The 22,670-nt window shown below is 40.1% G+C and carries 22 protein-coding genes; 15 read left to right on the top strand and 7 right to left on the bottom strand.

Translation table 11 applies throughout. The features are described from left to right. Positions 1 to 232: 232 nt before the first annotated feature. From LS684_RS19110 to LS684_RS19080, 7 genes are all read left to right on the top strand, one after another. Positions 233 to 1,072 carry a flagellar hook-basal body protein gene (locus LS684_RS19110; RefSeq protein ID WP_233808480.1) on the top strand — a complete coding sequence of 280 codons (840 nt, stop codon included), beginning with the start codon at positions 233 to 235 and terminating at the stop codon, positions 1,070 to 1,072. A gap of 33 nt (positions 1,073 to 1,105) precedes the next feature. Beyond that, positions 1,106 to 1,948 carry a flagellar hook-basal body protein gene (locus LS684_RS19105; RefSeq protein WP_233808479.1) on the top strand — a complete coding sequence of 281 codons (843 nt, stop codon included), beginning with the start codon at positions 1,106 to 1,108 and terminating at the stop codon, positions 1,946 to 1,948. Between the two features lie 15 nt (positions 1,949 to 1,963). Next, positions 1,964 to 2,242, top strand: a complete 279-nt coding sequence (locus LS684_RS19100) for a DNA-directed RNA polymerase subunit beta (protein WP_233808478.1) — start codon at positions 1,964 to 1,966, stop codon at positions 2,240 to 2,242. Positions 2,243 to 2,335: 93 nt separating this feature from the next. Next, positions 2,336 to 2,770: a 3-hydroxyacyl-ACP dehydratase FabZ gene (gene fabZ, locus LS684_RS19095; RefSeq protein WP_233808477.1), complete on the top strand. Its 435-nt coding sequence runs from the start codon at positions 2,336 to 2,338 to the stop codon at positions 2,768 to 2,770. Positions 2,771 to 2,901: 131 nt separating this feature from the next. Continuing rightward, a complete protein-coding gene (locus LS684_RS19090; RefSeq protein WP_233808475.1) occupies positions 2,902 to 3,228 on the top strand; it encodes a hypothetical protein in 327 nt (108 codons plus the stop codon). A 161-nt stretch (positions 3,229 to 3,389) separates the two neighbouring features. Then, positions 3,390 to 3,788, top strand: a complete 399-nt coding sequence (locus tag LS684_RS19085) for a hypothetical protein (RefSeq protein ID WP_233808474.1) — start codon at positions 3,390 to 3,392, stop codon at positions 3,786 to 3,788. Further along, positions 3,788 to 3,964 (top strand): hypothetical protein, encoded by a 177-nt coding sequence (locus LS684_RS19080; RefSeq protein ID WP_233808472.1) that lies wholly within the window; start codon positions 3,788 to 3,790, stop codon positions 3,962 to 3,964. Before LS684_RS19085 ends, LS684_RS19080 begins: the two co-directional genes overlap by 1 nt. Positions 3,965 to 4,017: 53 nt before the next feature. On the opposite strand, the gene LS684_RS19075 is transcribed toward LS684_RS19080, so the two are convergent. Continuing rightward, positions 4,018 to 4,449, bottom strand: coding sequence for a YwpF-like family protein (locus LS684_RS19075; protein ID WP_233808470.1), 432 nt, complete (start codon positions 4,447 to 4,449; stop codon positions 4,018 to 4,020). A 280-nt stretch (positions 4,450 to 4,729) separates the two neighbouring features. On the opposite strand from LS684_RS19075, the gene LS684_RS19070 reads away from it, so the two are divergent. Together LS684_RS19070 and LS684_RS19065 are read left to right on the top strand one after the other, a co-directional pair. After that, positions 4,730 to 5,101, top strand: coding sequence for a single-stranded DNA-binding protein (locus tag LS684_RS19070; protein ID WP_233808468.1), 372 nt, complete (start codon positions 4,730 to 4,732; stop codon positions 5,099 to 5,101). Between the two features lies 1 nt (position 5,102). Then, entirely contained in the window at positions 5,103 to 5,306 is a 204-nt protein-coding gene (locus LS684_RS19065; protein WP_233811707.1) for a hypothetical protein, read from the top strand. Positions 5,307 to 5,621: 315 nt separating this feature from the next. Here the strand turns inward: LS684_RS19065 and LS684_RS19060 are convergent, their stop codons facing one another. Both LS684_RS19060 and LS684_RS19055 read right to left on the bottom strand, forming a co-directional pair. Then, positions 5,622 to 5,855 carry a hypothetical protein gene (locus LS684_RS19060; protein WP_233808466.1) on the bottom strand — a complete coding sequence of 78 codons (234 nt, stop codon included), beginning with the start codon at positions 5,853 to 5,855 and terminating at the stop codon, positions 5,622 to 5,624. Then, complete coding sequence (locus tag LS684_RS19055) at positions 5,830 to 6,021, bottom strand: helix-turn-helix transcriptional regulator (RefSeq protein WP_233808464.1); 192 nt, start codon at positions 6,019 to 6,021, stop codon at positions 5,830 to 5,832. The genes LS684_RS19060 and LS684_RS19055 overlap by 26 nt, the downstream gene beginning before the upstream one ends. Before the next feature lie 192 nt (positions 6,022 to 6,213). Between LS684_RS19055 and LS684_RS19050 the strand changes: the two genes are divergently transcribed. Continuing rightward, a complete protein-coding gene (locus LS684_RS19050; protein WP_233808463.1) occupies positions 6,214 to 6,606 on the top strand; it encodes a hypothetical protein in 393 nt (130 codons plus the stop codon). Positions 6,607 to 6,614: 8 nt separating this feature from the next. On the opposite strand, the gene LS684_RS19045 is transcribed toward LS684_RS19050, so the two are convergent. Continuing rightward, a complete protein-coding gene (locus LS684_RS19045; protein WP_233808462.1) occupies positions 6,615 to 9,434 on the bottom strand; it encodes a DEAD/DEAH box helicase in 2,820 nt (939 codons plus the stop codon). Continuing rightward, positions 9,412 to 11,049 carry an SWIM zinc finger family protein gene (locus LS684_RS19040; protein WP_233808461.1) on the bottom strand — a complete coding sequence of 546 codons (1,638 nt, stop codon included), beginning with the start codon at positions 11,047 to 11,049 and terminating at the stop codon, positions 9,412 to 9,414. The genes LS684_RS19045 and LS684_RS19040 overlap by 23 nt, the downstream gene beginning before the upstream one ends. 245 nt (positions 11,050 to 11,294) lie before the next feature. Here LS684_RS19040 and LS684_RS19035 point away from each other — a divergent pair, with 245 nt between their 5' ends. From LS684_RS19035 to LS684_RS19015, 5 genes are all read left to right on the top strand, one after another. Further along, on the top strand, positions 11,295 to 11,876 hold the full coding sequence (locus tag LS684_RS19035; RefSeq protein WP_233808460.1) for a putative periplasmic lipoprotein: 582 nt from the start codon (positions 11,295 to 11,297) through the stop codon (positions 11,874 to 11,876). 308 nt (positions 11,877 to 12,184) lie between these two features. Continuing rightward, a complete protein-coding gene (locus LS684_RS19030) occupies positions 12,185 to 13,573 on the top strand; it encodes an N-acetylmuramoyl-L-alanine amidase (RefSeq protein WP_233808459.1) in 1,389 nt (462 codons plus the stop codon). Between the two features lie 98 nt (positions 13,574 to 13,671). After that, positions 13,672 to 15,606: a S8 family peptidase gene (locus tag LS684_RS19025; protein ID WP_233808458.1), complete on the top strand. Its 1,935-nt coding sequence runs from the start codon at positions 13,672 to 13,674 to the stop codon at positions 15,604 to 15,606. 272 nt (positions 15,607 to 15,878) lie between these two features. After that, entirely contained in the window at positions 15,879 to 16,880 is a 1,002-nt protein-coding gene (locus LS684_RS19020) for a C40 family peptidase (RefSeq protein ID WP_233808456.1), read from the top strand. Positions 16,881 to 17,068: 188 nt separating this feature from the next. After that, positions 17,069 to 19,069, top strand: coding sequence for an S-layer homology domain-containing protein (locus LS684_RS19015; protein ID WP_233808454.1), 2,001 nt, complete (start codon positions 17,069 to 17,071; stop codon positions 19,067 to 19,069). Between the two features lie 403 nt (positions 19,070 to 19,472). On the opposite strand, the gene LS684_RS19010 is transcribed toward LS684_RS19015, so the two are convergent. Together LS684_RS19010 and murJ are read right to left on the bottom strand one after the other, a co-directional pair. Continuing rightward, complete coding sequence (locus LS684_RS19010; RefSeq protein WP_233808452.1) at positions 19,473 to 21,071, bottom strand: hypothetical protein; 1,599 nt, start codon at positions 21,069 to 21,071, stop codon at positions 19,473 to 19,475. A 15-nt stretch (positions 21,072 to 21,086) separates the two neighbouring features. Further along, positions 21,087 to 22,610, bottom strand: a complete 1,524-nt coding sequence (gene murJ / locus LS684_RS19005) for a murein biosynthesis integral membrane protein MurJ (protein WP_233808451.1) — start codon at positions 22,608 to 22,610, stop codon at positions 21,087 to 21,089. Between the last annotated feature and the right edge of the window lie 60 nt (positions 22,611 to 22,670).

The raw sequence follows: 22,670 nt of genomic DNA, 5'->3' as shown, positions 1-22,670 counted from the left end.
AATCTCAAAAGTGACAGTTAACTAAAACAAACTTGCGGATATACCTCATAGTTAAGAAAAGAAATCAAAAAAGCTAACTCTCCCACCGACATCTACCTCCCAAATCGACAAATGGAAATAGTTTTTTTCATTTTTTGACACTTTTCTTCAAAAAGTTAATGTTTCTTGCCGATAATTTTCTTATAATAGTGTATAGGTATGTATGCACGGAATAATTAGATGAGGTGAACTTATGTTTAGAGGCTTTTATACAGTTGCTTCAGGGATGCTTGCACAGCAGCGTAGAACCGAAATGCTGACGAATAATATGGCGAATGCGAATACTCCAGGATTTAAAGCGGATCAATCCTCCCTTCGAGCATTTCCTGAAATGCTGCTAAGCCGAATGGACAAACAATCCATCCCTACAGAAAAAGGGTCCAACTTGCCCATCAATCAGCTTGTAGGCCCGATTAATACAGGGGTGTATATGCAAGAAGCAATTCCAAAGTTTATCCAAGGGGATATCTATGCGACGGATCAAAACACAGATGTGGCACTGATTGATGTTAACATCCCAGCTAATAATGAAAACGGGTTGAAAGGGTCGGTGTTTTTTACCGTTCAAAACCCGAATGGCGATCTTCGCTACACAAGGAATGGAGACTTCACGCTTGATGGACAAGGCTTCCTAACAACGGCAAGTGGATTATATGTACTAGATGATGGGGGGAATCCAATTCAGTTATCCAGCGATCAATTTCAGGTGAATGAGACAGGTTTGATTACGGGTGCAAACGGAGAAACAGCACGAATTGGAATTGGATTCGCAGATAATCCGCAGCGCTTGATTAAGGAAGGCGATGGACTGTACCGGACAGAAGATGGGGCTGCCTTGCAAAATGCTTACAATGCGAATGGTGTTCAATTTCAGATGCAGCAAGGCTATATTGAGCGTTCGAATGTAGATGCGAGCCGAACAATGACAGATATGCTTACCGCTTATCGTGCGTTTGAAGCGAATCAAAAGGTTCTTCAAGCCTATGACCGAAGCATGGATAAAGCAGCAAACGAAATTGGCCGAATCGGATAAACTAATTTTGCCCATCCATAAAGGGGGATGACGATGAATCGTACGATGATTACCGCAACGAATACATTAAGTCAGCTACAAAAGCAAATGGATATCATTAGCCACAACTTATCCAATGTGGATACGACGGGTTATAAAAGAAGAGAAGCGACCTTTACGGATCTTCTTTTTCAACAGTTCAATAACCAGCCATCCGCTCAAAGTGAAATAGGTCGTTTAACACCAAATGGGATTCGCCAAGGGACAGGTGCGAAGCTTGCGCAATCTCAAATCGTTATGAAGCAAGGAAATATAAAAACAACTGATCGCCCGCTTGATACGGCTTTTACTAAAGAAGGGCAATTCTATAAAGTACTGGTGCAAAATGAACAAGGAAGTGCAGTTCGTTATACTCGTGACGGTGCCTTCTACTTAACACCGCTTTCTAACACGGAGAACATGCTAGTGACTGGCGATGGCTATCCGGTTCTTGATGAGAATGACAACCCGATTACATTTACCGGTAGTCCTAAGGATTATACGGTATCACCAACTGGTCAGTTTGTGATACGTATGGATAATGGAGGCGATCAAGCCTTCAATCTAGGGGTTATTCAGGTGAACAAGCCGCAATATTTAGAGCAAAAAGGCAACAATTTAGCAGGGCTCCCAGATAATCTAGATCAACTTGGGGTGACAGAACAGGATATTTTTACAGAGCTTACTGGTGCGTTAAGAAATCAAGTTTCTGTTCAGCAAGGAGTTCTTGAGCAATCGAATGTTGATATGGCAAAGGAAATGACTGAGCTAATCAATGTGCAACGCTCGTATCAATTCCAAGCAAGATCAGTGAATATGGCTGATCAAATGATGGGACTTGTTAACGGAATTCGTTAAAAAGGGGTAAAAAGAATGTCTGTAAAACAAAATAGCCCAGAAAAGGCGCAAACGCGAGAAGAGGCTAAAAAAAATCGTGAAAGTGCGCCTGATCAAGCAAAATTAAAACGAAAACGAATCCGCATTAGACTGATTCCGATTTGGTTGCGGATTGTTATGGTCGTTCTCTTATTAGGTGCTAGCCTTATAGCGGGAGCAATGGTCGGCTATTCCATAATGGGTGACGGAAAGCCAAGTGAAATCTTTGAAAAATCCACATGGCAGCATATTAGTAACCTCATTCATAAAGAATAAACAGAAGGAAGGGAGATTTCCCTTCCTTTTTCATGGTCATTTTTAGTACAATAGAATAAAGTAGCACCTATTATTAGTAGGAGGTCATAAAATATGCTTAATAGTAACGAAATTAAAGAAATTATTCCTCACCGTTATCCGTTTTTACTCGTAGATAGAATCCTTGAGATCGAAGAGGGGCAAAAAGCCATTGGCGTGAAGAATGTTACAGCTAATGAAGAGTTTTTTAACGGGCACTTTCCTGGCTACCCGGTTATGCCAGGGGTGTTGATTGTTGAAGCACTAGCTCAAGTTGGAGCAGTTGCCATGCTGAAAAAGGAAGAAAATCGTGGACGTCTAGCCTTCTTCACTGGAATTGACAATTGCCGCTTCAAGAGACAAGTCGTACCCGGTGACCAGCTTCATCTGGAAGTAGAAATGATTCGCGTACGTGGTTCGATCGGAAAAGGAAAAGGGATTGCAACAGTTGACGGCGAGCTCGTTTGCGAAACTGAAATAATGTTTGCTTTAGGTGAAAAGCAAGAATAACAAGTGGGACTGGTTTGATGCCAGTCCTAATTTTTTTTATACAGATGCAAGTTTTTTCCGAAATTGGACAACCTAACATCAGACCAAAACCATAGGTCAAACTATAACAACGATGAAAGGGGCATTTTCTTATGAAGAAAAAGCTTTTAGCCTTAATTGGAGGCTCTGTATTATCAGCTATGGTGATAGCGGGTTGTGCCAATGATCAAGATCCACCACCAGAGGATGATGTGAACGTCGAAGACCCAGCAGTAAATGAGGATATGAACGGAAATGTGGACGACGATGCGAACATCAACGACGACCAAGACAATATGGACTTGGATATGGATATGAACGAAACAAACGATACAAATACGGATCAAGACATGGATCCGATTGAAGATGAAAACACACCTGAAGAAGATATCATCGAAGATCAAAAAGATATGAACGATCCAGATAATCAAGATCAATAAGTGTCATGAAGGAGGACAGGGGGACCTGTCCTTTTAACATTTTTTTAAAAAAAATCCTAAACTATATAAGTTTTTTGTCAATCTAATTCTTTTTATGATAATGTAGTAATGATATGATAAATTCTAGTGTAAAGAAAAGTTTGGGAGGTTCTATTAATAGAATGTATAAAGATCTTTCGCAAGGAATAAAAATTAGCATTACACGTTCTATTACAACAGCTTTTGAACAATATATGATGAATATAAGATGGAACGAAAATAAATATAATCTAGAAGATTTCATTAGTGAATGGAAAGGGTACATCACAAAGCACTCTTCTTGGTACGACAAAATTGATGCCAATATGAAAGCAGACCCTGCCTTCCATGAAGAGTTAGCAGTTAAAATTAATGAAACGCTTGATAAGCTGCTCACCGAAAAGCCAACAGCAGATCAAATGAATGAAATTGATGAGCTTCAAGAAAAGCTTGGAGCTGAATATGACTATTCATGTAAATTAGAAGCAAAGTTTCTTATCGATACATTGAAAGAGGAACTAAAAAAAAAGCAGAGCAATTAATGCCTGCTGATGTAAGTGACCTGCAACTTGCATCGATATTGTATTATCAGCTATTTAGTGAAGAAATGCCGGTCCTAAACTACCGAAAGCAGGATATTGAGTATATCATTCAACAATTAAGGGATAAGCTTACAGACCCGTCTAAAGAAATATGGTCATCGAATGTAGTGCACTAATATTTATTATATATATGAGAAAAACTCCCTCTAACCAAGGGAGTTTTTTGCTTTTATTTCTTCCCAGCCACCAACCGAGGCTTGCTCTTCATCTTTTCCTTAAATTCCTGAAGTAATTCTTCCCCATTAAGCCCTTTGCGTAGGAGCTCGTCAAGGAGAAGCTCGGCGTAATCGCTTCGGCTTTTCTTTAAGTGTCCTTCAAAGAGAACGCTTATGTGCTCTTCAAGCTGTTTTACTGAGGAAACATTCATCAAAAAGGAAGCGGGATCGTTTTCTCGTTTCGTAATAATTGCTTGAACGGTTACTTCTTTTTTCTTGGCTTGTGCTTCGTTGAAATAGGCAAAATAGGACTTATTGATATAGGCTTCGATGAGCCAAGTGCTTTTGTCGTCCTCTTTATTAATGATCAGTGCATCTGTTAGATCTAAATCGGTTAATGATTCGTCTTCAATGATTTGCAGCGAGACTAGCTTGAACGTTTTCATGGCCTACCTCCCATAAATTCTCGACAAATGGATTGACTAAATTATACCATCGTCAATGGCCAAAAGCGAATGAGTTCAGATAAGGAATTTGTCGAAAAATAACTACAGAATGTAGCAAATTTCGCGAATAGCTTGTTTCTATAGGATAATAGCTCTATTTTCTCTAGGGAATAATCGTCTTTTCTACAAAGGAAGAGGCAGGAAATTCAGATTTGTTGATTTTACGAAAATGGGCAGATGAAGGTATGATATAGACATCTTAAAGAAAGGAGCTGGATGAATGATCAATCAAGTAATCTTAGTTGGAAGACTAACGAAAGACCCTGAGCTGAAGATGACTCCAGATGGGAGACCTGTGGCGAATATTACGCTTGCCGTCAACAGGCAATATCGAAATCAGCAAGGAGATGTAGATGCTGATTTTGTTCAATGTATTCTATGGCGGAAGACGGCAGAAAATACCGCCCAATATTGCCGAAGAGGTACGTTAATAGGAGTGACGGGGAAACTACATACCCGAAACTACGATAATCAGGAGGGGAAAAGGGTATTTATTACGGAAGTGATTGCCGATCAAGTAAGGTTTTTAGGGAAAAAACTAGGCTCCGAGGCTAGTAGCCAGGACCAAAAGGAGGAATATATTCTTGAATAATATGGATGAGCAAGTCCAGAGCTTTGAACTCCTGCTTGAAAGCTTGATTAAAATGCTAGGTAAGTCCAATCAGAAGATGGATGACTTAAGCAAGCGTGTTTGCCAGCTTGAATTCCTATTACTCCACGCAAGTAACAACGAATATTCCTTCATCACACATCCTGAGCATCCAAAGCGAAAAACGATTAAACTGTTCTCCAATTAACCTCATGCGCCAAATCCCCGCTCGTGAGCCCTTCTTATAGAAAATCAAAAGACTCTCCATACGAACCTTCTCAAGTTGTCCGGCTCAGTAGCATGCGCCGGATTTTTTATCGCTTAAGAAATAGTAATATTGATTAATTGTAGATATGCACTTCAGCCTCAAGCTCTAGCGCCTAGCCTCACGAGGTCATAAGCGAATTTAGAATGGAAGGCAAAGAACGCCTTCTATCCTTAATCGGTCTTATGCTTGCTCTAGCCTGACCAAGGCGCATCCGCTTTGGTTCACTAAGAAGTGTCCGTGCGTCTCTTCATCACGTTAGCGCTTCAATTCCTTCAATATTGCCCTCGCCGAATGGACAATAATTCTTCTGCTTTTTTGATCCATCAAGTACAATTCGAGGAAAAAGTCTTTTACATTCGAGTCTTTCTGTACGAGCTGCTGGATCATCGCGAGGTCTTTGTCGGTAGGACGTTCCTTCAATATGTATGCGGTTTTCTCTCGCTCAGGCAAAAGTGCATCTAATTCACTGACTAAATAGTCCTTGTTCACTTGAAAAGCCCTCCGCCAATTCGAGAACGGTTTGATAGGTTGGGACGCTGTGTCCGGTTTCATCCCTACTAATGGTTGGTCTCCCGACATTCATTAAGTCTGCAACGTATTCCTGTGTCCAGCCTCGCTCATCTCGAAGCTCCTTTCGTTTTTTCGATAATGACATCCTTTCACCGCCCGCTTCCATCATTCTATTTCTAAGGGAGCGGTTAACGAAAGGGATATAGATTTTGTGCGTAATATGGACGCTTCAAATTGTTCAAAAAATGAACAAAGACCACTAGAAATAAAGGAATCAGCAGCAGAGACGCCGAATTACAACGGGGATTATAGTTGTCGAATAAAGGAGACGATTAATATGAAGCAGTATGCTTCTGAAAAGGAACTAATTTTTATCGGAGATCTAAACCGAATGGAACTCGTTGACAAACCAACCTTCTACGATGCCCTACAATTGCTGAAAGCGAATCCATCCACACAACTGCACCGCCTTCCTCTAAGAGATCAAACCAACATTCACATTACCTTCTTGCAAAATACGGAAGATATTCACATCACCTATGACTCTCAACAGAAGCAGCAATTTATTCTGAAAGAAAAGCATGAGCCTCAATCGGTTTGGAAGTCTCTTTCCTATTTTTTAATAAAAGAAGAGCAGAAGGTGCTGTTCTTACTAGAGGTCCCTGATATTCGAAAGCATAATCAAACAAAAGATCAGCCAAAGCAATTGGCACACCAAATGCAAGGCTGATCTACTAATCAGGTTAAATGGACGAGGCTTCGAAGCTCATCCGTTGATAGCTCTGTTATCCAGTTTTCACTTGTAATGATTTGATCGTTTAACGATTGTTTCTTCTCTAGCATTTGATCAATTTTCTCTTCTAGCGTTCCCGTACAGATTAGCTTATGAACATGGACAAAGCGGTCCTGCCCAATTCGATAAGCTCTGTCGGTCGCTTGGTTTTCAACGGCTGGGTTCCACCAGCGGTCATAGTGAATAACATGATTGGCTGCAGTTAAATTTAAGCCTGTTCCGCCCGCCTTCAGGGAGAGAAGGAAAACAGGGAATTCTCGATTTTGAAAGCGAGCAATCATGTCATCGCGCTTCTGCTTTGGTACACTTCCATTTAAGAATGGAACCTCTGTATCGAAGCGTTTTTCAATCAGCCTCTTCATGATATGGCCCATTTCAATATATTGGGTAAAGATGAGGCAGCTTTCGTTTTGATCAAGAACTGCATCGACCAGCTCGACCAGCTTCTCAAGCTTGGTTGATCGATCGACAACATGGACAGGCTTTTGTTCCTTAAGATAGAGAGCAGGATGATTACAAAGCTGCTTTAAACGGCTTAACATTTGCAGGATCAGCCCTTTTCGTTCCATACCGGTTAACTGCTCAATGCTAGCAAAGGTATCTTGAACAAGCTGTTCATATAAGGATGCCTGTTCTGCGGTAAGCGGACAATATTCCTTTTGCTCCAGCTTATCTGGAAGGTTTAAAGCGACTTCTTCATCCTTCTTCGTTCTCCTTAATAGAAACGGTCGAATCAGTGCTTGAAGCTGCTTAATCTTTTCTGTTTCTTCCTCTTTTTCAATAGGAAGAACAAAGCGCTTCTGATACTGACCTAAGCTTCCTAAATACCCATGATTCGTAAAATCAAAAATCGACCACAATTCAGTTAAGCGATTTTCCATCGGAGTTCCGGTTAACGCGATATGGTGCATACCAGTTAACTTGCGAACGGCTCGGGATTGCTTCGTACCTGCATTTTTAATGTTCTGGGCCTCATCAATCGCGATCGTACTCCATGTAATCGGCGCAAAATCCTCGTGGTCAATATGTGTTAAGCCATAGGAGGTTAACACAATATCCGCTTGTGCTACTCGGTCTGTAAAGGCCGTCTCCTTTAAGCGGTTTGTACCATAATGAACGTAGACCTCTAAGCTCGGAGCAAACCGCTCGATTTCCTTCTGCCAGTTTCCAAGAACAGAAGTTGGACAGATAATCAGAGCGGGGCCTGCCTCTTCTCGTTCCTTTACAGTTAATAAATATGAAATAAGCTGAATGGTTTTCCCAAGACCCATATCATCTGCTAAGCAGGCACCGAATCGGTAGCTTCGTAGAAATAATAGCCAGCTCATTCCCAATTGCTGATAGGGGCGGAGTTCTCCTTGAAAGCTCTCTGGTACGTCTTCAAGTGGAAGGTCTTTCACATCCCGCAGCTGCTTAACCATCTGTTTCCATTGGCGGTTTAGTTCAATTTGAATCTTTGCAAATGCTTTCGGGTTCTCAAGTGAATCATCGTCGTCCTCATCTGATCGAACGAGCTCCTGCTCAATAAGATCTCGAACGTGAAGTCCTTCTTTTTCCGCCTTCTTCATTAGATCCTGAATTTGCCGTACAAAACCTGGGTCTAGCTTAATCCAACGCCCTTTGATGTAGACAAGCTTTCGTTTCTCCTCGACGAGCTTGTTGAATTCATCTTCTGACAAGTCCACACCATTCATAGAGAATCGCCAATTATAATCGAGCATGGCCTGCAGTCCAACAAAGGAAGGACGATATCCTGAATTTGCCCCTTTTACTCTGGCTTTCACCTTAAGGTTGGCATTTTTCATCGCTAGCCACCACGAAGGGAGGAGAATTTCTACTCCAAGAGCAAGCAAAGTCTCACTTGTTTCTGTTAGAAACGTCCATGCTTCATCCTCTGTCAGTCGGTCAGACAAGCCATTTTTCCCATTCATCCACGGAAATAATCGCACCCAGCGATCTAATTCTTTTTCAACCTTGCTCGTAAAAGGAAGCCACTCATTCGGATAGCTCGTTAGATCCTTAGCTTCCACAAAGAAATCGGGATTCTGCTTTCCGCGTAAAAACACATCAAGCTCCCACTCTTCAAACACTTCTTCAGGCTCCTGTAATCGTAGACCAATCGTAAAAGGGGTGTCATCCTCTTTCAAGCCCATCCACTCAAGCCATTTTTCCTCATCAAAAAAATTCATTAGCTGCTGAGGGGGAAGCTCTAGCTTTCGCAAAGCTTCGAGTCTTTCTCCAAATAGCTTGCGTGTTGCAGAATCGTGTACTAAATACTCATCAAGCGCATCATTAAATAGTTGACGAACAAAGCTTTGAACGGTACTGTTCAAAAGCGGTCTCTCCCAAAAAGAGTCATCAAATTCTTCTAGCACATTTTCAGGAAGAGACCAGCGAAAGGTGTCATCCTGCATGGAGGAAAAGTCAGGGTGCCAGTCCTGCTCAAGGATAGCATCATACACGGCATGTGCGGAGGAAAGACAAACCTCTGCAGTCTCATCCCAGTCCCAATCAATGAGCCGATTAAATCCCTCATTTGCAAAGAGCGTGACAAGCTGCCACCCGTTCAGAACGATCCCTTCATTCCCTTCATGAAAAGCCTTGTCTACTAACGTCCCAAAATAGCTCTCCTCATGCCGATTAAGAAGCAACGTTTGCCAGCGGGAAATCTCGACAGGGCGAGCTTGGTCATTAAATGCAGTTAGAAAATAGCGGCCATATGATAGTTGTTCGATTTTAATCTTAAGATACCGAGTTTTCAGCATGAATTAGCTTTCCCCTTTTGCATTCTTCTTGAAAGGCACGCAAACGCTTGGTTTTTTCCAATAAAGCCGAGAAAAAACGTTCCCAATCAGATAAACGATTGCTTTTCTTGTATAGCGTTCGTAGTTTTTTCAACTGCCGAACAGCCTCTTTGTAGCTCGTTCGATTTTTTAGCTCAATTTGCTTTTGAATCGACTGGTGATATAGCGGAAGTAGGGTCTCCGGCTTAGCCTTCTGCAAGCTCTTAATCTTCGCATCTGAAAGCAAGTCAATGTCAAAGCCAATATATGTTTGCAGCTCTGCCCATTTATCATATTGGTGCTGATCAAACAGATAATGATCGTATTCCCGATAGCTATATGGAAGAGTGCTCTTTAATGTTTTTTCATAGAGATCCAGCCGGTTTTGCTCCACACAGTAAGATGAGATGGCTTTTACTGCTAGATCAGTGAAATCCATACATGCATGGTATTCATTTAAATGAGTTAAATATCCACGTAGCTTGCTAATGAAATCCTCTAGATAAGGAGTCATCCGGCTCCAAGCTTTTTGATAGGTGAACTGTTGAAGCCAATATAATAGGTAAGGAGTGGATGCCACGTCTAATGTATGTAAATGTGAAAGTGCTAATTCATCCTTTCGCGCTAATATATAGTGATGAATTAAGCCAAGAACCACAGGAGGATCGGGCTGGATTTTTTCAAGCTTCTCTAGACGCGTGCGCTCGACTTCCCGCCATTTGCTATTTTTAAACAAGTCCGCCCAAAGTAAACGATACAAATCAAATTGTTCATAAGGCAGAATCGAGTCATTTAGTAAATGAGTTGTATCATCCTTTAAGTGAGTGATGTATTCATCAAAGGCAAAGGGAAGGGAGTGGACGGACAGCTTCTGAATGGCTTCCTCTGCTTGGTCGACTAATTCATGAAAAAGAGAACGATAATAGCGGTTGATGCTTTGTTCGGAATGTCCAAGCTCTTCGCTAAGCTCGGTCAGCTTCCGAATAGAAAACACGGCTCCCACTAATTCGTAGAGCGTTTTCCATTCCTGTTCAACCGGAGCACCTGCTCGCAGCCGTCTAGTATACACTTGAAAGAGATCTGGAATGACAAACGGCTTTGGTTCCTTTTGGCCAAGGAGAATGGACTGAAAGCTCTCCTCAAAGCTATGCACCCATGCCTCATATCCTTTAGCAGGCTGACCAGACTTCTTTAGGAGGTCCTTTGCTCTTTGCAGTCCCAATTGCTCCGCTAAGCTCTTTTCCTTTAACGGTTTTCGCCAATTTTCCACCCATGAAGAAACACTCTCGTATTGACTATACGCTAGAAAAAATGTAGCAAGCTTATGGCGGCAAAACAAGCCATCCTGCGGACAGGAGCAGCTACTGCGAGTAAGCTCATCCAAGTGGAGCGCCACTTTCGCGGGAGTCACATCCTGAACCGTAGAAAGTGCTCGATCGCCTTCAAGCTTTAACTGGTACACGAGCCCCTGCCGAAATAACATAAGTCCTTTCTGCACAAGCCGAGCATCTTCATTATTCTCTGAATGTAGTGTTTCTTGCAAGAATTCAGAAGCTGAACGAAACAGCTCCACGTAATGATCAGACACTGAAGACATAGTCAAATTCCCCTCCTTAAATAGGTGAACATCACCCATGAAAATTCCGAACCAATGAAAAAAACCATATTTCTTTATTATAACCGAAAATGGGAATGGATAGGAGGGGATCTGTAGGTTGTTAGTATTTATATATACGTGATGAATTAGAATTAATTTCAAAAACCTACCAAAGTATGATTGTTATTTTTGTATAAAAATGGGAAAGTGGATAGGGAATAATTCGTTTGAATGGAGTGTTGGAAATGAAAAAGCTTTTAATCCTATTTCTAAGTGTCATTTTATTAACGGCTTGTACAGGAGAAAAGGATGGAGATGAAAGAGGGCAAAAGGAAACAAACACGGAACAGTCTGATTCTGGAGAAGACGTAGTTGTGGATGATAAAGACGCAGAAGATGCTGAGAATAATGAAACGAAGGATCAGCAGTTAACTGAAGAAGAAGCCAAAGAAGTGGCAAAGAACTATGAAACGACTCTAGTTGAAATATACAATAGTAGTGTGGATAATTTTAGGATTCCTGGTTTCCAATCGATAGAAGATCTTGTAACCCATTTAAATAGAGTGATGCATAAAGAGGAAGCTAATGAAGTAATCGATTTAAGATTTAAAGAAGAAAATGGAGATGTGTATTTTTTACCAATGGATGCCCCTCAATACTTTGATGATCAGCTACCATATGAATTTAGAGAGAAAAGTAAGAGTGAATATGAGCTAATTCAGGAGCAAAACAGTGATTTTCACGGACATAATCGAATTACTTATACATTATTTAATGAAGAAGGTACATGGAAAGTGAAGGATATAGTAAGTGAGGAAGTCAAGTAATTAGTAGGAGATGGGTTTTCATTAATGGAACCCATCTTTTTTGTCGATTATATCCATTGAAGGTGAGAAAATGAGTATGCTATTCTTTTACTGCATGATTACATCTGCATTTTGCAAATGATCATGTGTGTAATAGAAATTTAGAAATAGCTTTATACAAAATTAATGAACAGTTCATATAATGATAAATATCATCAATTATTGACACTTATTTTCTATAAAAATATGAATATAGCCAATATGGATGATACAGGTATGTCTTCCAGTGTGTTAAAATGTTGGAAAAAGGCGAAAGGAGTCAAATAGGAGTGAAGAAATTCTTATTGGGAGTACTATTAGCTATTATAGCTTTTCCGCTGACTGGATCAAATTCCCATGCGGCTTCTTTTCAAGATGTAGGTGCATCGCATCGAGCAAAGGAAGAAATCTATTATTTAGCTGAAGGAAAAATTGCGAGTGGTGATTTATCTGGATTTTTTATGCCAGATAAAGAAGTGACACGTGGAGAAGCTGTTGCCATGATTGGACGAGCTCTGAACTTAAACGGTGAGAAAAGAGCTACGCAATTTTCGGATGTAGGAAGTCAATATTTTGCATCAGGTTATATTCAATCTGCTGTGAGTGCCAACGTTATCTCTGGTTATGGGAATGGGGTCTTTAAGCCTGATAGCCTCATGACAAGGGGAGAAATGGCAGTTCTGATTAGTAAAGCCTTTGATTATGAATTTGGCGGTGCCCTTTCTGGTGCAGCAAATGCGTTAATTAGCCGAGGGATTTCTCAAGGATTACCTGATGGCACCTTTGGTACACAGCTTCAAATCAAACGAGCAGATTTTTCTGTTTTCTTAGCAAGAGCTATCAATTATAAGCTACGTACGCTTCCAGATGTGGAGTTTGAAGGAGCATACTTTGTAAATGCAGATACGTTAAATGTTCGAACAGGTCCATCTACGAATTATGCGAAGGTTGCTGCATTGCCAAAAGGCTCAGAGGTGCAAGCGGCTTACAGTGTAGGAGATTGGCTCTATATTCGCTCGAATGGGGTTGAAGGACTGGTGCATGGAGCTTATTTAGGTGGAACCTTCAAGCCTGGGGACAGCAATGACTTAAGCAAGCAAATGATTGTCATTGACCCAGGACATGGCGGACATGATCCAGGAGCCATTGGCTTTGGCATTTTAGAGAAGGAAGTTGCACTCTCAACAGCCCTTAAGCTCAAGAGCATCCTGACTAAATCGCCATTTCAATTTAAATTAACAAGAGAAACCGATGTGTATCTATCGCTTGAGAAACGAGTTGAAATTGCGAAACAAGCGGATGCGGATATGTTTATTAGCATTCATAGTAATGCATTTAATGGGAAAGCAAATGGAACTGAAACCTATTACTACAATTCAGCCTATGAAAATCCGAATGCACAGGATAGTAAGTTACTAGCAACCAAAATTCAAAACCGATTACTTGTTGCTTGGAACCTTTATAATAGAGGAGTAAAGCACGGGAATTTCCATGTAATTCGTGAGAATTCGATGCCCGCGGTATTAGTTGAACTTGGTTTTATCGATAACCAGGCGGACAATGAGAAATTAAAATCAGATGCTTGGCGCCAAAAAGCAGCAGAAGCCATCTACTTGGGAATACTAGATTATTATAAAGATAAGGGGTTCAATGTAACGTCCCTCTATAATAATATATAACTTTTACCCTTTTCTAAGTGAATAAAACCGATTAAACTAAAAAGGAGTCTATTTGAGTAGGCTCCTTTCGTTATAAAGATAGAAATGAGGTGACGATCATGATAAAAAAGCAGTTGAACCTACTTATTGCTACTCTATGCATTAGCCTAATAATGATACCAATTTCTACAAAAGCTGGATTAGAGGAAGTATCCGCTAACCCTGAGAATTATATTGTGTTTTTCGAGGAGGGCTTTTCTTACGAATCTATTGATTCCTATGATGCAAAGCTAGTTGAACCATATGAAACGATTCAAGCAGCAACTCTTAAGGTAGATCGTTCTACTCTTTCTATTCTACTTGATAAAAATATAATAAAATTTGCCTACAAAGAAAATAAGGTTGAAATCAATGGGCAATATGTTCCTTATGGCCATAAGAATATTAACTTGCCAGCTAAAATTCCATCGACATTAACTGGAAAAGGGATTAAAGTAGCCATCATCGATACAGGGGTGGCAACGGATCATCCAGATTTGACAGTTCGTGATGGGACGTGCGCACTAGAAAGCTATAAGTGTAAAAATTCGTATAATGACGATAATGGGCACGGTACACATGTGGCAGGGGTGGTCGCTGCAAAAGATAATGACTACGGAATTGTTGGTGTAGCTCCATATGCGGAAATTTATGCAGTAAAAGCTTTAGATCAGTATGGAAACGGGACAACTACAACCATAATGGCAGGCTTGGATTGGGCAATTAAACAAGATGTTGACATCATCAATTTAAGCCTGACTACACCGTTTGAAGATTATGGGATGAAGGCCTTAATTGATCAAGCGGTGTCAAAAGGAATAATTGTGATTGCAGCTGCCGGAAATGAGGGAACACGCCTCGGTACGGATAATACCGTGCTATATCCAGCCAAATTTCCTAATGTGATTGCTGTATCAGCTGTTAATCAATCTAATCATCGAATTAATTCTTCATCTACTGGTAGTGAAGTGGAGTTAGCTGCTCCAGGGGATGGAGTATATAGTACATTACCAACCTCAATTGATTCGGATGGATATGGATATATGACAGGTACCTCTATGGCAACTCCATTTGTGGCAGGGCTTGCCGCCTTATATAAAGAAAAGTACCCGAATTACACCAATACCCAAATAAGAACACTACTCCAGCAAAATGCAAGAGATCTGGGAAGCCCAGGGAGAGACACTTTTTATGGCTACGGTTTGGCTCAAGTAGATGTAACTCCTATTAAACCGCCAAGCTCAGTAACGATTAACCATATATTAGGTACAAACGGAACTGTCCAATTGGATATGCAGCCCCTACTAGATAAATATGCAAGCTATAATGTCTATCGATATGATCAGTTGATAAGCGAAAATACAAGCAAACAAATTCTAGAGGATTACGGAGTGAAAGGACAGCTCGAATATACGGTTTATCCAATAGATAATGGAACAGAAAACCGAAGTGACCCTGTATATGTAGATTTAGTGATTGAAACCCCTGCGTTTTCGGATCTAAGCAATTCGAAATGGTACAGCAGATATATGATGTATCTAAATACGAAAGACATTCTAACTGGATACAACGGCTCTGAAATGAGACCGGAAAAATATGTATCGAGAGCTGAAGCGGTGGCCATGCTTGGAAGGGCATTAAAGCTAGATGGTACAAAGAGAGGAACAAGATTTAAAGATGTTGGCACAAGCAGCTTTGCATCTGGCTATATTGAATCAGCAGCAGATCAAGGAATCCTAAATGGATTTCCAGATAAAACATTTCGTCCAGATGAAGCCGTTACTAGAGCTGAAATGGCCATTTTACTCGCGAAAGCATATAACCTACCGATTGGAAACAGCGTGGCTTTTTCAGATGTGAACGTGAATGTAACAGGTTACCAAGAAATCCATAAACTAGCAGGTGCAAAAATTACAGAAGGGTTTGTAGATGGGACCTTCCGTCCATATGAAAAGATGCTTCGCTCGACGTACTCTGTTTTTCTTGCTAGAGCTGAAGAGGATTCGTTTAAATAAAAGGGAATCTACCTTGAGGTAGGTTCTCTTTTATTAATTTCTAAGGATTTTATACTATATCAATAGAAAAGTAGGTTGTCCCAAAAAACACCAAAATTCCCCGCCAATAGACTTGATAAATAAGAAAAAGTATCGAATATCGATAGAATAGTAATCATTTTGTAATATAATCGTAAAATTAACCGGGTGTTTTTTCTGATAAAATAAACCTAACAAATTGCAACCTACTATTATGGTAATAGGGAATTTGAGCTAATGACAGAGGTGAAAACATGAAGAGATTGTTTGCTAAATTAATTGCTTTAACGGTTTTTCTTTCATTATTTTCCTACAATTCAGCATTAGCTGCTACGAAGCAAGAGGAAATCTTGACAATTGCCCAAGAATACTTAGGTGTTCCGTATAAATATGCCGGAGTTACGCCAAGTGGATTTGACTGCTCAGGCTATACATACTACATATTTAATAAGATTGGAATTGACCTTCCTCGATCTTCATCGGACCAATACACAGTAGGAAACGCGGTTAAAGCAGAAGACTTAGCTATAGGGGACTTGGTATTTTTTGAAAAAACCTACAATAAAGCAGGTATTACACATGTAGGCATGTACATAGGTGATAATAACTTTATTAGTGCAACTAGTAGCAAAGGCATTAAAGTGGATTCTTTAGATAGTAGCTATTGGGGACCTAAATATGTAGGAGCAAAACGCGTGTTACCTGAAGAGCCAAAGCAAGGTGAGTTTACAGACCTTGATAAAAGCCACCCTGCGTATCAAGCGATCTACACATTAAGCACGAGCAATATTATTGCTGGATTTGAGGATGCTACATTCAAACCAGAAAGCCCTGTTACTAGAGGGCAAGCAGCTGCTATTATGAATCGCGTATTACAGGCAAAACCAAAGAATCTAAACGCATTTAAAGATGTTCCAACCTCGTCTCGATTTGCTTCTGATATTGCGGCAATTAAAGAAGCAGGAATTATTACAGGGTTCAAAGATGGTACTTTCCGTCCAGATGAATATATGACACGTGCAGAAATGGCTGTTATTGTGAAAAGGGCATTTAAATTAACAAGCCCAAGTATATCTACAGCAAATGATGTTTATGTAGATATTGCACCAGGCTACTGGGCATATGATGCGATTCTAACAATGAATCATATTGATGAAACTTCAATCTTTGATGGGAATAAATATTATGCAACGCATCGTGCTACACGTTCGGTGTTCTCGGCAGCAATCTATAATTCTATGAATGCGTTAAAATAGTTAATCTAAGCCAAGGCTTCTGTCTTGGCTTTTTCTTATTTTACCCAATAAAAAAAGAGAAAAACTTCAAATATACTATTCTATTTGTAGGTAATTATTTGGTAAAATGAAATGAACGCAAAAATCCGACACGAAACGTTGTGTTTTTACAATAAATGAAGACTTCAAGTAAGAGAGGGGATTTCACGTTGAAAAAGACAAGAATATGGTTACTAACCGCGCTCCTACTTTTTGCGGTGTTACCTGCAAAAGTCAGCTTAGCGGATGATATTACAGGCATTTCTCTTGAGCAGGAATTAAGAGAAGCGATAAACAAGGAAATAATGTATGGATATAGTGAAGGAATTTATAAACCGGGTAACAAGGTAACTAGAGGCGAGTTTGCGAACTTCATTTCCCGCGCGTTAAAGCTTCAAGAGGGTCCACATAAATTCCCTGATGTCTCGATTACTTCAAGCTTAGCACCTGGTATTAATGCGTCAGCTGAAGCAGGGATTGTATCTGGGCAAACGGGTGGCTACTTTAACGCAGATGAAGAGATTTCTCGCGAGCAAATGGTAATCATGATTAAGAATGCTATGGATTATAAATTGGTAGATGTACCGTATGAAGCACCTACGATTCTAACAGACTTTCATAAAGTAACTTCATCTACTTCGCGCATTGCAATTGCTAATAGTGTTTCATTAAATATTACCATTGGATTTCCAAACGCAGATGGGAAAACCTATCGATTTGAACCGGCAAAAGATGCTACTCGTGCCGAAGCAGCTGCATTTATTATTCGTATGATTCATGCAATTGAAGGTATTCAGGACCCAACGCCTGAGCCAGAAGAGAAACCATTTAAAATTGCTGAAGTGGATAGCAATGGAGAATTGAACTTTACTTCTAAGGAATTCAAAACCTATACAGATGCGGTTAATTCGTGGAATGCAGCCTCTAGCTCTCAAGTCGTTACACTAGACGGGAAAGTGATAAAAATGCAGTCAGGGCTAGTGTATTCGAATCCATCTATTGGAATGTATACAACGAAACTATATAGTGACCCTGAATTAAAGAGTGAAGTGACGTATGTCCAGCCAAATGAGGAAATGAAATATATTGCTTCTAGTGAGGATTCGGTGAAGGTGTATTTAGGTGGACTAACGGCATACGCAAAACAGTCAGAGGTTTCTTTGATGCCTGCAGTAGCGGTAAAGAAACAAAATTTTTATTCAGTTAATAGTAGCAATGAATTAGTGTTTAACTTTTACAGCCCTGCACTAAAAACGTATTATGCTTTTGAGGTAGGAAAGGCACCATCCTTCTTGAAGCAAGGTGTAAGCTATTATAGCTGGGATGGATATAAGTTTTACAGCAATGCAAATGGTGGTTCATCCTCCTATGTAGGCAAATCTTATACCTATTATCAATATCTATCAGGTAGAGCGAAAACGGTCTATACCGCAGATCAATTAAACCAATATATTAATCAAAGATTGCTAGAATTGGAGAATTTATATAAAGCAAGCCCATCTACTTATGCAATCTACAAAGATGCGACGACAAAGAGTAAGGTGATTGGCCTTGGTACCTATTTAAAAGAAATGGAATCCAAGTACAATGTAAATGCGCTATTAATTTTAGCGATGGCTTTCCATGAAGGGCAGTACGGAATGAGTAGTAAAGCTCAAACCTTAAACAATTTATTCGGAATTAAAGCTTATGATAGTAATCCTGATAAGGCAGAGCCATATCCAACTGTAAACGCGAGTGTAGATGCATTGATCAATAGCTACTTAGATAAAAACTATATTCCTCCAACAGGTCCTTATGCAAATGGGGCTGTTCCTGGAAATAAAGCAATTGGCTATAATGTGAAATATGCTTCTGATGCATATTGGGGAGCTAAGGTAGCCTCACATATGTATCGAATTGACCGAGGCTTAGGCTTGAAGGATTATAAGCGGTACACAACGATCGGTTTGATCAACACAGATGGAACCAATGTACGTTCATCGGCTTCTTCAGCTCAAGGCACGACAAATCTGCTTTACACATTCAAAACAAAGGACAAGCCTGTCATTATTGTTTCAGAAGAAAAAGCGAGCGATGGCTGGATCTGGTATAAGATCGTATCCGATGACAGAAAGAGTGAGTTCGGCTATGTCCGTTCGGATCTCATTGATAAAGTGGATATTAACTAGTAGATTTGCGAAAAACGGCGGAGACTTCCGTCGTTTTTTATTTTGGGGTGAAAAACGCGGTTAAAAGCCTCTAGTCGGATTATAGCCTTTCTACTCTCATGGCTAGCACAGAAAAATGGGGAGGCATACGGGAAAAGAAAAATAGGGATATAAGTTAAGAACTTATGGATAACTATCCGAAAGCTACGGATATAAGTTAAGAACTTATGGATAACCATCCAAAACTTACGGTTATATGTAAACAAGTTACGGATAAAGTGTGAGAATCCTCAGATACTAATAAAAATTTACGGATAAAGACTAAGAAGTAGCAGATAGATGCCAAGAAAGTATGGATATAGAAAAAATCCCCATCAATAAACCATCTAAATTAAAAGGTTTATTGATGGGAATGCCCCAAAGTTTATTTAATTAACTGTCCAAATCCTTGCTTACGCAGCTCTGCTATTACTACATCGAGTAGCTTGACTTGCTGATCTACTAAATAACTCGTCTTTACACTAATTAGCTCATCAATTACAGGGCTTCGTTTCTCCCCGACCTCTTGCCATTTGTTTTGATGGTTTAATAGATCGACCAGTGTTAATTGCTCGTAATCCCCACCTGCAAAAGATAAATCTGGATTTACTTGATACCACAGATCGCCATTCGGCCGAATCCAACCCATTTGAGTATCTTCAATGCCCCTCAGAATTTTTCGAGCAGCTTCTAGGTACTTGTCATTCGTTGATTGAAGATAACAATCTAGCAAGAGATTAGCTCCACCAAGCACATGATTCATAGAGGCATGTGTCATCTGCTTTTGGTCGTAAGGAGAGAAGTAATCTGCAATAAATAGGCCATTCTCTGTCTTAATCACATTTCCAGCTTCGATCTGCTCGAGAAGGTAATCCCCGTACTTTAGTGTAGCTTCTTGAAGATCAGGGATATCGAATTCATCTCCTATTTTCGACAAATAGAGGGCAATAAACTCATTATGTCTGGTATCAATGTAGGGAGCAGTTAGTCCATATGCCTTCTTTAGCCAAGTGCTCGTATATTCGGTTTCCCATATGTCGGTCTCTTTTTCTTCTACATATACATATAGGTCTGCAACAGAATTCATCATTAAATTATATAGATAGCGCTCTTTTGTTAAAAAATATTGATCGATGGCTTTTTTGTCGATCATCATTCCAAGATTTCTACCATAGCCCTTTTTCGTATAAGGCTCAATGGACCAAGGAAGCTTTTTTATGGCACCATCTGTTGTCAGCCAGCCTGTAACCTCTTTATAAGAATCGATGTAGATGTCTACATATTCTTGCATCGCATCAGTAGAAGAGAACAGCTTTTCGCTCGAAAGCATAAACCAATTCTCTGTTAGCTCCCCTTTATTTGCTTCTAGCTGAAAGGAAAGGGATACAGAGTCCTCTTCTTGGTGAATCTGATAATTTTTAACTTCAGAAATGAATTCTCTCACTTGACTAGTAAAGCCATTTTCATAGTCCTGGGTGAGAAGAGTCGATTGATATTGTTTGCTAAGAACGACTTCATGCTTTGTTTCATCAAATTGGTTAATAGAAAATCTTCCAATTGGCTGTGTCGTTTCATCTGTCCCGGTCGTCCCGTCATGTTCTCTAAGGGGTTGACGCTGATCCCAATCATCTAGTAATAACCGGTTCGCTTCATTGAATGTTAACCGAACAGTGATCTTCGCTTCATTCTCTTCTACGCCTTCTAGTTTAAAGTATACGAGGTGGTCTCCGTTGGTTAACTTTCGATCTTTCAGATGCAGCTTTGCAATATGTCCATTTCGATTATTTATGTCATAAGTTAAGAGGGAGTCCTCATAAAGCTCATGCTGACTAGAAGTAGATTGATTTCTCTCGAAGGCTACCCCGTTTTCGACATGCACCTCTAGTGGAAGAGAATCTACGGGAAATTTCTTTATTCCTTCTTCCTTGCTGCAACTAGTAAGGAAGATCAGCAAAATTAGAAAACCTACACTTAATTTCTTCATATGAGTATCACCATTTTATACGTTCGCTTTTTTTCTTCTAACAATGTTTAGGAGCTGATTGAATCCTTCTCGATAAAAAACATAAATTCCAGCTGTATAGAGGAGGATTCCAATAGGGACTAAGATGATTAATTGAAGTAAAGAATAGAGCTCTGTGATCCCTGTGAATTTTTTAATTAATATGATAGGAAGTGCCATACTAATAGTTGGAACGATGACACGCACGAATAAATTTACTAGCTTATCTATTTCTGAGCGTTCAAAATCCTTATAAACAACAATTGTTGACACCGTTAAGTAGTAAACCGACACAAGCGAGCTCGTTAACGCGAGTCCTGGGTAGCCGAATGGCTCAACGAATAACCAATTGAGAAATACGTTAATGGCAATCGTTGTGACGCTAATGCGAAAGACAATTGCTGTTTTCCCGCGAGCATACATCGACTTGGATACAATATACTGCATTCCTTGTGTCACAATCAACGGCAAGTAGAGAAGCAATGCCACATAGGTATTATGGCTATCCTCGGCTGAGAACTTTCCTCTTTCATACACAAAGGAAATGGCTGCGTCTCCGACAAGGAACAAGCCTACAGCAATGGGCATAAGGGTAACCAATGAGATTTGCATCCCCATAAAAACCGTTTGCTGAAATTTCTTTGAATCATCCACCCGTTCGGAAAGAAGTGTAAAAATAATTGCGGCAATTGTTGTTCCGTAGATTGCTTGCGGAATGCTGACGAGTAAGGATGCGTTATTCAAATAGGTGACGGCACCTTCTGTCGTTCCTGATGCAAACATTTTGTTGACGAACATATTAATTTGGCCAACAACAGAATTTAGTAATGCGGGAACTAGAAGAATGAGAAAGGCAGAGCGAAAGGCTTTATCTACTTTAAGAGTAGGCTGCCAGTGAAAGCCGTTTTTTGATAAATAATAAAATTGAATGGCTGTACCTAGTAAGGTTCCAAAGATAAACCCGTAAGCTAAGCTGTGAATACCCCATTCCTCGGAAAAAACCAAAGCAAACACGGCCCCCATTAAGGTGGCGAGAAGCTTGGATATTTGGGAAGGCACGAATACTCTTCTGCCCTGTAAATACGATTCTAGAATTCCGTTTAAGGCAATGGCACTCATGAATAAGAAGAAAAATTGGGTGATCTCCACTGCTACTATTTCTGTAGTTACCGTCATTTTACCGAAAATAAATGGGACGAAATAGGGTACTAAGAAATAGCCGACCCCTGTGATTAGTAAAAACAGAAGAACAGTTGCATTCATGACTCCGATCGCATTCCGTTCAGTTGTCTGCTCATCTTCCTTGCGGTTTTTTACATACATCGGAAGAAAAACATTGTTAAACCCTCCAGAAATCATGGCAACGACTAAGGTAATAAAGGAAAATGATAGCAAATACCCATCTGTAAATTCACTTGCCCCAAACTGCCTTGCGATAATACTTTCCCGTAAGAAACCAGAGAGCTTTAATACTAGCGCTAAAAGGGTAATCCATAGGGCTGTTTTCTTTAATCCAGACATCTTCACTCAGTCACTTTCTATTAGAAATACAAGCAAAGGGCTAAACCCTGCCTTCTCTTC

It is taken from the genome of Cytobacillus spongiae (assembly GCF_021390075.1).
Note: the sequence above shows the minus strand (reverse complement) of the source record. Positions and strands in the feature narration are given on the sequence as shown.